Source organism: Alteromonas sp. AO-Serp, assembly GCF_017849675.1.
Classification (GTDB): Bacteria; Pseudomonadota; Gammaproteobacteria; order Enterobacterales; family Alteromonadaceae; genus Alteromonas; species Alteromonas macleodii.
Genome location: NZ_JAFLMX010000317.1, coordinates 1 through 9,533, shown reverse-complemented (window position 1 = coordinate 9,533; position 9,533 = coordinate 1). Strand labels below are relative to the sequence as shown.

Below are 9,533 nucleotides of genomic sequence, written 5' to 3'. Positions count from 1 at the left end.
TTCTAATCTGGAGCGAGGAAAAGCGACCCAATATCAACCAGATAACCACCAACCCTTATCGATGAAAGATAACAGGCACGAGTCAAAATCTGCTATTTAGGAACAAAGAGTTGCAAAACCCGCGAAAACTAAACGCTAGCCGTTACTGAAAAGATATGACAGGCAAGTATTTTTGCGCTTTTTACCAAGAAAGGTGGCGGAACGGACGGGACTCGAACCCGCGACCCCCTGCGTGACAGGCAGGTATTCTAACCAACTGAACTACCGCTCCGAAGACCTTTTAGTTATACCATTGAAAGAGTGGCGGAGCGGACGGGACTCGAACCCGCGACCCCCGGCGTGACAGGCCGGTATTCTAACCAACTGAACTACCGCTCCACATCTTCAATGTTATCAGTGAGTTGACTTGGCTGTTGTTGCCCTGTCCCCTGACTGCGGCGCAGATAATACGTATTCCCCTATGTGGAGTCAACGCTTTTTATTAATAAAATTGTCATCTGCGGTTTGTTTGCCTGTTAAATAGGCATTATGTCGAAATAAAATTCAAACTGAACAAATTAGCGACGCCTTAAACTGAAGCGCTGGTCTCCCTGCTATTCCTTTTCAGCTTTTTCACGCTTTTTGAATAGCCCTAACAGTTTTTTAAACCCCTTAGGTTCAGATTCCATAGTAAGGTCAGCATCGGTGGTTTCTCCCGATGGCTTTGCAGTACCATTTGCTTGCTTAGGCGCAGACGCCTTTTTTCGCATAATAATAATTACAGCAGCAGCGATTACTCCGATGAGCACTATAGACCCATTTACGGCCACCAGAATGAGGGTTAGCGTCCCATCATCCATTTCATCTTCTACCGAATTTGGCTGCATATCGTCTTGTGGCACTTCAGGTTGCGTTATTAAGGGTGCACTGCCATCAACGATAGGATCTTTTCCATTGATTAAAGGGTCTTCAACCTCAGGCTCGGCTGGTCCCTCTGCCACAAAACTATATTCAGGGACATCTAATATAAAATCGCGCCCATCCATTGTCGTGCCGTAAGCAGTGAGTTTTACCCTAAAAATTCCTTCTTCGTAGGCGACAATTAAGTGCTCTCGAGGACCCACACCGCCTTCTGTTAGCGAAAAATTCTGCATATCGGAATTAGGAAACTTCACTTTGCCATCGACTAGCAGTGACTCAATGTCGACTAATTCACGGTCTACATCAATAACAATTTTATGATAGCCCTCTCCGCCTCCATCCATTTCAACATCAATAGACACGGGATTTTCATGTAAGACGATAAGTTCGCCTATTTGCTCGCGGGTGTACATTGGTGTGCTTACGCGAAAAATAGGCTTCCATTCACCAGCCGGTATTTTCAAGTTGAACTGGCCAGTAAAAACGCCATCTCCTGGTCGCTCATCCATCCCTCGTCCATCGTCTTTAAATGTCGCTATGCGCTGGTCATTTGTACCAAAGTTGCCGTAGTTAGGGTTATTGGTACTCTTAAACTCAATTTCTAAGTCAACGACATCTCTGAACTGTTTGTTTTCTATAGGCTTGCCGTTGTTGGTTAAATAGGCTGTGGATTTAAGTATTTCGCCTGCAAACAGCACATTCGGTAACGGCTCAGCATGAAGTTCAACATTAGACAAAACCATTACACGGCTTTGCGGTAATACTTGACCTACAGCTTGCCAAGGCCCAGGCACAGGATCTTTGATGGTGATCATGTCAAAGGTATCAGCGTCGTACCACTGCACCTTTTCTTCGTCGACGCGCCCTTGAAATAGCTTTGAACCATCGGGTCTAACCAGCACTACAGGAGCAGAACCGTACTCCCTAAAGAAAACCATGGTGATTTCTTTAACGTTATAGTCAACGCGAAAGCGGTTTTGTAACAGTTGAATGGAGTTGGTGTATTCATCACCAAGCTCTGTAAGAGGAGATGTATCTATTGTTGTGTTGCTTGATTGAGCATTTTGTACAGCGCTATCAGCAAGCTGCCTTGCAGCGTCGCGTTCGTCTTCTTGCGACTGAGCGCCAGCGCTTAAGTGTATAAACAATGATAAAAAAATTACCCAATAAAACCACACTCTCACGCTACGCTGCTCCTGCATTGTTTGGCTATTTTAGTTCTGTTTGATTATGTTCTGCTAAGACACCTCTTCAGGCTGAGGACGCCATAAACATTTGCCACCCGCTTTTTCGACAATATCCAAGCGGGCCTCATGCTGTGTTATTTCATCGGCGGAGGCTTTAATAACCTTTAATTTATTTGCGCTTCGGTTAATTCTACGAATGGCAGTTGAGTCAGCGTCGCTGCCAGAGCTAGACGCCAGTTTAAGCTTGGTTTGCCCACCGGTCATCAACAGATAAACATCTGCCAGGATTTCCGCATCCAGCAAAGCGCCGTGAAGGGTACGATGACTATTGTCTATACCATAACGCTTACACAATGCATCAAGGTTGTTCTTTTGGCCTGGGTGCATTTGGCGAGCAAGAGTAAGTGTATCGAGAACATCGCAAATTTGGTTAGTAATAACGCCTTTGGTAGACGCTTCCATGCCAAACTCGTGATCCATAAACCCAACGTCGAAAGGCGCGTTGTGAATGACTAACTGTGCCCCTTTGATAAAGCTCACAAACTCCTGAGCCACTTGAGAAAAGGTAGGCTTGTCGGCAAGAAATTCATTGGTTATACCGTGGACTTCAATTGCCTCTTGTTCAATGTGACGGCCCGGATTGATGTAAACGTGAAAGTGATTCCCCGTCAATCGGCGGTTAACAACTTCAACACACCCTATTTCGATAATGCGGTGGCCTTCTTTGGGGTCAATACCTGTGGTTTCAGTATCGAGAACAATTTGGCGCATGGAACCTCTACTATAATTACACTTTCATTTTTTGATAGTATATCAACCCCTTCGCAATCCGCTAAGGGAAAAGACAATATAAATTAAGCCAGTTAAATCAAAGGAAACGCTGTGGCTCAAAAGACCATTCATATATACACCGACGGCTCGTGCTTAGGCAACCCTGGACCGGGCGGGTACGGAGCTGTACTGATTTACAAGCAGCATAGAAAAGAGTTGAGCGACGGCTTTGCCCACACAACTAATAACCGTATGGAACTATTAGCCCCTATCGAAGCGCTTAATAGTTTAAACGAACCGTGCAACGTTGAATTAACTACCGACAGCCAGTACGTAAAAAACGGTATTAATCAGTGGATCCATAATTGGCGCAAGAACGGTTGGCGCACGGCAGATAAAAAACCCGTCAAGAACGCAGATTTGTGGAAGCGACTAGATGAAGCGGTAAAAAAGCATCAGGTAAACTGGCATTGGGTAAAAGGCCATTCGGGGCACCCTGAAAATGAGCGCTGTGACGACCTGGCCCGCAATGCGGCAGAAGCCAATCCAACGAAACCCGACGAAGGCTTCGTTGGCAATTAGATAAGCTTACTGCAAAGCTCATTTACCAAGAAAGAACCAACTTGCCCTGCGTATCGTTGTTTTCCAAACGCACGTGGGGTTCGCCGATATCTTCAATGCTATAGTGAGTATCGATATTTACCCTAAGCTCTTTATTCTCAAAAGCGGGCAAGCATACGGTAGTAAAGTCACGAATTAGATCAGCTTTATAATCGTCGCTTCGATTTCTAAGTGTCGTGCCAATAATGGACGCCCTTTTACCTAACAGCATAGCCATATCGAGGTTATCAGCATATCTCCCTGCCAGCATCGCTAAGTAAACCACTTTTCCATCTTGCTTCAGTATTTTAAGGTTACGGTTGAGGTAGTCGCCACCTACCATATCAAGCACCATATCAACCCCTTCAGGCCAGACTTTTTTAAGCACATCATCAAACTGTTGCTGCTTATAATTGATAAGATGCTCTGCGCCATTGCTTTCACACAACGAAAGCTTATCTTGACTTGAAGCCGTTACCGCACTGTGTACGCCCCAATATCGACAAAGTTGCGTGGCAGCCAGCCCTACACCGCTTGCACCGCCATGAATTAACGCCCGTTCAGCCGGCTTTACATGCGCGATTGTGCGCAAACACTGAAATGCCGTAAGAAACACTTCGGCCAAACCCGCGGCTTCAAAAAACGGCATGCCTTGGGGAATGGGCATTAAATGGGCTGGATTAACGATCACTTCAGTGGCATAGCCGCCACCTGCAACCAAACCAAATACTTCGTCACCTTCTTTAAATGCAGTGACGTCACTGGCAACCTCTGACACCACGCCAGCTACCTCTAATCCAAGAATACCGCTCTCGCCTGGTGGAGGTGGGTAATTCCCCTGGCGTTGCAAGGTATCCGCACGATTCACCCCAAACGCTTTTACGTCAACTTTTACTTTCCCTGGTGCTAGCGACAGCCCTTCACATTCCTTTACAACAAGTTCGCTTGGGCCGCATCCTTTTTCAAAATCGACATATCGCATAATTTACATCCAATCCTAGTCTTAAATTTTAATCGTAATTTGGCTACGTACTTTTATATCAAACAGTTTGGGTTTGTTTTGTGTTTATACCAGTCCGGATAGAGCATTTTAACTCTCGCTGAGTGGGTAATTATCTATGCAGATTGGTATTATTAACACAGAACTTATGAAATTGCGTATAATCGCGACCATTCTCATAAGCGAGTAAAATCGCTTAACTCTGTTTCACATTTATTAAATTAGTACGAGAGCCTTCATGTCAGCACAGGTCATATTACAGCCATCCAGAGACAAATCACTTCGCCGCAAACACCCTTGGGTATTCGAAAGCGCTGTGGCTGAACTAAAGGGCCGCGCGCGAGTTGGCGATACGGTAGACGTATTTGACTCTGAAGGCGACTGGTTAGGGCGAGGCGCTTACTCTCCAAATTCAAAAATTCGCGTTCGTATGTGGACATTCAAGAAAGACGAAAGCATTGATAACGGATTTTTCCTACGCCGTTTAGAAACTGCACTAGCCCTTCGCAAACGCTTGTTTGACCCAAACAAAACCAACGCGTTTCGCTGGATAGCGTCTGAAAGTGATGGCCTTCCAGGGATCACTATAGACCTATACGACAATGTTGCAGTACTTCAGCTTTTGAGCGCGGGCGGCGAAAAACACAGAGATAAGATAGTGTGGGCAATTACTAAGCTAATGCCTAATGTACACATATACGAGCGAAGCGACGTGGACGTGCGCAAGAAAGAAGGTTTAGAGCCTGTAACTGGTGTACTGCATGGTGAACCACCTATGCAAGTTACAGTAAAAGAAAACGGCATCAACATAGTGGTTGATATCGAGAACGGCCATAAAACCGGTTTTTACCTTGATCAGCGAGACAGTCGCGCGGCGGCTGCGCACTACGCGAAAGATGCCGACGTACTCAACTGTTTTAGCTACACAGGTACGTTTTCTTGCTACGCACTTGCTGGCGGTGCTAAGTCAGTTACAAACGTTGATGTATCTCAGCCTGCTCTTGATTTGGCTAAGCACCATGTAGCCATCAATGGTTTAGACGAAAACAAAGCCAATTACGTAAACCAAGACGTGTTTAAGGCACTCAGGGAGTATCACGAGCAGGGCAAACAGTTTGATATGGTGATACTCGACCCGCCAAAGTTTGTCGACAGCAAGGCAACATTAAACCGTGCTGCCCGCGGCTATAAAGACATTAATATGTACGGCATACATGCTGTTAAATCTGGTGGGCTGCTGCTTACATTTAGCTGCTCTGGCCTTATGCCGGCAGATTTATTCCAGAAAGTTGTGGCAGACGCTGCACTTGATGCAGGTCGTACTATCAAAATTATCGCAAGGCTTAATCAAGCCTCAGATCATCCTATCATTGGCAGCTATCCAGAAGGCTATTACTTGAAAGGTCTAGTGTGTGAAGTCACCGACGACTAGCGATTAAAAAAGCGCCCTTTTTGATGTATAGGGCGCTTAACGAAATCAATTGAGCTAACATTACGTTGTGCGAAAAGCTTACGAAGGTAAATCCATTTCCTTAAGATGCAAAGGTTATCTCATTGTTAGAAAAGCGACTTGATAACTGTTGTGAACTGTCATCTGATTGTTCCTTAACAACACCCTCTTTTTCTTCAACTTTCTTCCACACCATCTCGTGAAAATAAAACGCCACGGTATTAATGGCTGGCTCAACCAACGCTACGGCACCGCCTACTACCACACTTCCTGTCAGTAAGTAGGCAACCGTAAAGGCCACTGAAAAGTGCATCACTGCAAAGGTCATCGTCTTTTTCATAGTCATCGCTCTCTCAAAGTATTAAATCAGTTTGCTTTCGCATTAATGAGAATTATTAGCAATTAAGACTGAGAGTTAAAATAGAAAAAACTGAACGGCCTATTCGGTTTAGTATATGAACGCTGAAAGACTGTTTTCAAACCACAACGGGCTGGTCAACATTGGAGTGTAAAGAAAGAAGCAACACCGCGGGTACGTCATTGCTGTAGACCCTGACGCCTTGTGTTTTTTAGTTAGACACGAAAAGGCGAAGCTTTTACCCCGCCCTAACACGTTAGATTAGACTATTTCATCTGAGAAATTTCGACGCCTATAATGCAGCTTGACTCGGATTCTGGTTCACAGCGCACAACAGTCGCTAATGCTGCCAAAGATGGGATTTGCGAACTAGATGACTCTATTGCAACACTCACTTGTGTACCCACCTCAATTGAGGGTTCATCGACTTCCAAAGACATACCTGTAGCACTGATATCTCTACACATTGCCTGCATGGTGCGGCTCGACTCATCATCAGTAATTTGCAACTGACAAGGCGAATTTACCATCATCCTGAAAAAATTTCGCTTATCGTCGTATCCCAACATGTCTACTTCTCCTGATTTTTAGCGTTACGCTGACGACTACATCTGATGTTATAGGGCGATGCCGGTAACTTGTCAATCGAACTGTATAATATTTATTCAACAATTATTAAAAGTGTACTTTGGTCTAATTTCGACTACCTTCCCACTTAAATCAGCGACTCAGCCGTTTCTGCCCGCTGTTTTGTTTGCGGTAACAAATATATGCCCTCATGCCCTAGCCTGGCTCATTGATGCTACCTTACACCTAACGCCCTTTTTTAAAAGTCAGCGAGGTGCAAAGTGATACGCTTAGCCGAAATCGGGTAAGCCGTACCAAGCTGCTGCGCAAACAAGGAAACCCGTAATTCTTCTATCATCCAGCGCACGTCATTAAGAGCTTGAGGTACTTTACCTTTGGGGTACTTGCTGCACGCCTTTTCCCATTCTTTAATCGACTTTTCTACCGTTACCTGATGCATTCTGTCTTTGTTGGGATCAATGGGGAGCTTCTCTAGCCGACGAGCTAAACCTTTAATGTAACGATTCCAATCATCTAACCTACTCTCGCCAATTTCAGAAACAAAACCAGGAAAAACTAACGATGCCAAGTGGGCTTTACAGTCACCTAAGGCGTTTATCATCGTCAGCGGCACGTTACCTTTCATTTGCTTCTGGCACTGGTGCGCGAGGGTAAGCCCCTGCTCCACTTGTTTGGCAATCTCTAACACTCTGTCATTAATGTTTGCACGAGCAATCTCTAAACAGGCTTCAAAATCGGCTTTGCTGCGAATGTCGGTGTTATTGGTTTTGCAGTAATCACTGACAATGGCGTCGATACCCGCAAAAATACAATCATCAATTAGCGCTTTCACTTGTCCAAATGGATTGAAATACAAACCCAGCTTGGCTTTATTAGGTAATTTGCTTTGCAAATAATTAAGGGGCGACGGCATCGCGTTTTTAATCAAGACATTCACGCCTCGCTTATGCAGCACTTGGGCTTTATCCGCTTCTTCAATTAGCGCAATATCTACCTTATCGCCCTTTTGTACCAGAGCCGGGAACGCCTGAACTTCAAACCCGCCAACTTTCTGCACAAAGGTTTCTGGCAAGCTTTCGAAATCCCATTGTTCGATGTTATTTCGCTCTAACTCCCGAGTTGCGGCTTTCTCAAAGGTTTGCTTCACCTGCCCTGCACACTGCTGTTTAAGCGCGTGCAGGTCGTCACCTTTGGCAATATCATCACCGTTGTCATTAACTACCGCGAAGTGCATTTTTAAATGCTTATCAAGCTGTTCTAAATTCCACTCTTCGCTTTCAATAATAACGCCTGTCATTTTGCGTAACTTATCGGTTACAGCTTCAAGCAAAGGCACCGGACGGTTGTTCTTATCTGTTTCACAGATATCAGCAAGGCATGCTTCAGCAAAGTTTGGCGCAGGCACAAAGTTACGACGCAAGCGTTTTGGCAAGGTTTTAATTAACCCCACAATAAGGTCGTGCCTTAGTCCCGGCACCAGCCAATCAAAACCTACGTTATCAACTTGATTAAGCACAGGCAGCGGGATGACAACAGTTACGCCATCGTCTTCAGCGTTAGGTTCGAAGTTATAGCGAAGCGGCAGCGTAATATTGCCTTGGCGCCATACATCAGGAAATGCGTTTGCTACCGATTGCCCAGGCTGCTGACGATATACGTCTTCTTCTTTAAACGTTAAACTGTCGTTGCTTCCGTGTTGCTTAAACCATTTCTTAAACGCCGCATCATTATTGGCTTCAACCGGAATACGCTTGGCATAAAAGCTTACAAGCTCTTCATCATCGACTATCAAATCGCGACGGCGAGTCTTTTGTTCAAACTCGTCAGCCTGCTCAAGCAGCGCCTGATTTTCCTGTAAGAAGCTGTAATTGAGCTTAGTATTGCCCTCGACTAACGCTTCGCGGATAAATAGCTCGTGGCAAATTGGCGGGTCGATGAGGCTATAAACCTTCGCACGCTTCATCACTATGGGTAGTCCGAACAAAGTAACCTTTTCAAAGGCAATCACCGCGCCGCGCTTTTTAGACCAATGGGGCTCTGAATAGCTTCGTTGCACAACATGCTCGGCCAAAGGCTCTACCCATGCTGGGTCTATTTTTGCCACCATACGAGCAAATAGCTTAGAGGTTTCTACAAGCTCAGCTGCCATTACCCATTTTGGCTGAGACTTTGATAGCCCTGAACCCGGGAAAATAAGAAAGCGTGAATTACGCGAACCCATATACTCGCGCTCTTTGTCTTTAAAGCCCATGTGAGACAGCAAGCCGCTGGCGATGGCTTGGTGAATAGCCTGATAGTCGGCTTCTTGTTTTGAAATGCCAAAGCCCAGCTCAGCAATAGACTTTTTAAGTTGGCTGACAATGTCCTGCCACTCACGCATACGTAAATAGTTGATGAAGTTTTGCTTACACCATTTGCGCAATTGGTTTTGACTGAGTGCGTTTTGCTGCTCTCTAAACGCCACCCACAAGTTGTAAAGACTGATAAAGTCAGAATCCTTATCGTGGTATTCGCTGTGCTTCTCGTCTGCTTGCTGGCGTTTTTCCTGTGGGCGCTCCCGCGGATCTTGAATTGAGAGCCCCGCTGCAATCACCATGACTTCGCTTAGCGCATTAGTGCGCTCGGCTTCAATCACCATGCGTGCATAGCGAGGGTCGATAGGCAAACGTGCTACTTGAC

General features: G+C 45.5%; 8 protein-coding genes and 2 tRNA genes. 2 read left to right on the top strand and 8 right to left on the bottom strand.

Translation table 11 applies throughout. The annotated features are described in order from the left end of the window. Nucleotides 1-194: 194 nt before the first annotated feature. From QVA83_RS20010 to dnaQ, 4 genes are all read right to left on the bottom strand, one after another. A tRNA-Asp gene (locus QVA83_RS20010) sits at nucleotides 195-271 on the bottom strand. A 30-nt stretch (nucleotides 272-301) separates the two neighbouring features. Continuing rightward, nucleotides 302-378, bottom strand: a tRNA-Asp gene (locus tag QVA83_RS20005). Between the two features lie 215 nt (nucleotides 379-593). Continuing rightward, nucleotides 594-2,084 (bottom strand): TIGR03503 family protein, encoded by a 1,491-nt coding sequence (locus QVA83_RS20000; protein WP_156078247.1) that lies wholly within the window; start codon nucleotides 2,082-2,084, stop codon nucleotides 594-596. A 54-nt stretch (nucleotides 2,085-2,138) separates the two neighbouring features. Beyond that, nucleotides 2,139-2,858, bottom strand: coding sequence for a DNA polymerase III subunit epsilon (gene dnaQ, locus QVA83_RS19995; RefSeq protein WP_014976297.1), 720 nt, complete (start codon nucleotides 2,856-2,858; stop codon nucleotides 2,139-2,141). Nucleotides 2,859-2,969: 111 nt separating this feature from the next. On the opposite strand from dnaQ, the gene rnhA reads away from it, so the two are divergent. Further along, a complete protein-coding gene (gene rnhA / locus QVA83_RS19990) occupies nucleotides 2,970-3,440 on the top strand; it encodes a ribonuclease HI (RefSeq protein WP_014979088.1) in 471 nt (156 codons plus the stop codon). Between the two features lie 22 nt (nucleotides 3,441-3,462). On the opposite strand, the gene QVA83_RS19985 is transcribed toward rnhA, so the two are convergent. Further along, nucleotides 3,463-4,440, bottom strand: a complete 978-nt coding sequence (locus tag QVA83_RS19985) for an NAD(P)H-quinone oxidoreductase (protein ID WP_156078246.1) — start codon at nucleotides 4,438-4,440, stop codon at nucleotides 3,463-3,465. 256 nt (nucleotides 4,441-4,696) lie between these two features. Between QVA83_RS19985 and QVA83_RS19980 the strand changes: the two genes are divergently transcribed. After that, the gene (locus QVA83_RS19980; RefSeq protein ID WP_014949179.1) at nucleotides 4,697-5,890 is read left to right on the top strand and encodes a class I SAM-dependent rRNA methyltransferase; all 1,194 of its coding nucleotides are present in this window, start codon (nucleotides 4,697-4,699) and stop codon (nucleotides 5,888-5,890) included. Nucleotides 5,891-5,990: 100 nt separating this feature from the next. Here the strand turns inward: QVA83_RS19980 and QVA83_RS19975 are convergent, their stop codons facing one another. The 3 genes from QVA83_RS19975 to hrpA form a co-directional block, all read right to left on the bottom strand. Then, nucleotides 5,991-6,248: a DUF2061 domain-containing protein gene (locus tag QVA83_RS19975; protein WP_014976293.1), complete on the bottom strand. Its 258-nt coding sequence runs from the start codon at nucleotides 6,246-6,248 to the stop codon at nucleotides 5,991-5,993. Nucleotides 6,249-6,532: 284 nt separating this feature from the next. After that, nucleotides 6,533-6,835 (bottom strand): PilZ domain-containing protein, encoded by a 303-nt coding sequence (locus QVA83_RS19970; protein WP_014949177.1) that lies wholly within the window; start codon nucleotides 6,833-6,835, stop codon nucleotides 6,533-6,535. 257 nt (nucleotides 6,836-7,092) lie between these two features. Next, nucleotides 7,093-9,533, bottom strand: a 2,441-nt coding sequence (gene hrpA, locus QVA83_RS19965) for an ATP-dependent RNA helicase HrpA (RefSeq protein WP_287498867.1), incomplete at its 5' end; no start/stop codon positions are given.

Bases quoted from the DNA above. Each gene is read 5' to 3' on its own strand.
- dnaQ (WP_014976297.1), bottom strand. From the start codon at position 2,858: ATGCGCCAAATTGTTCTCGATACTGAAACCACAGGTATTGACCCCAAA.
- QVA83_RS19985 (WP_156078246.1), bottom strand. From the start codon at position 4,440: ATGCGATATGTCGATTTTGAAAAAGGATGCGGCCCAAGCGAACTTGTT.
- QVA83_RS19980 (WP_014949179.1), top strand. From the start codon at position 4,697: ATGTCAGCACAGGTCATATTACAGCCATCCAGAGACAAATCACTTCGC.
- QVA83_RS19975 (WP_014976293.1), bottom strand. From the start codon at position 6,248: ATGAAAAAGACGATGACCTTTGCAGTGATGCACTTTTCAGTGGCCTTT.
- QVA83_RS19970 (WP_014949177.1), bottom strand. From the start codon at position 6,835: ATGTTGGGATACGACGATAAGCGAAATTTTTTCAGGATGATGGTAAAT.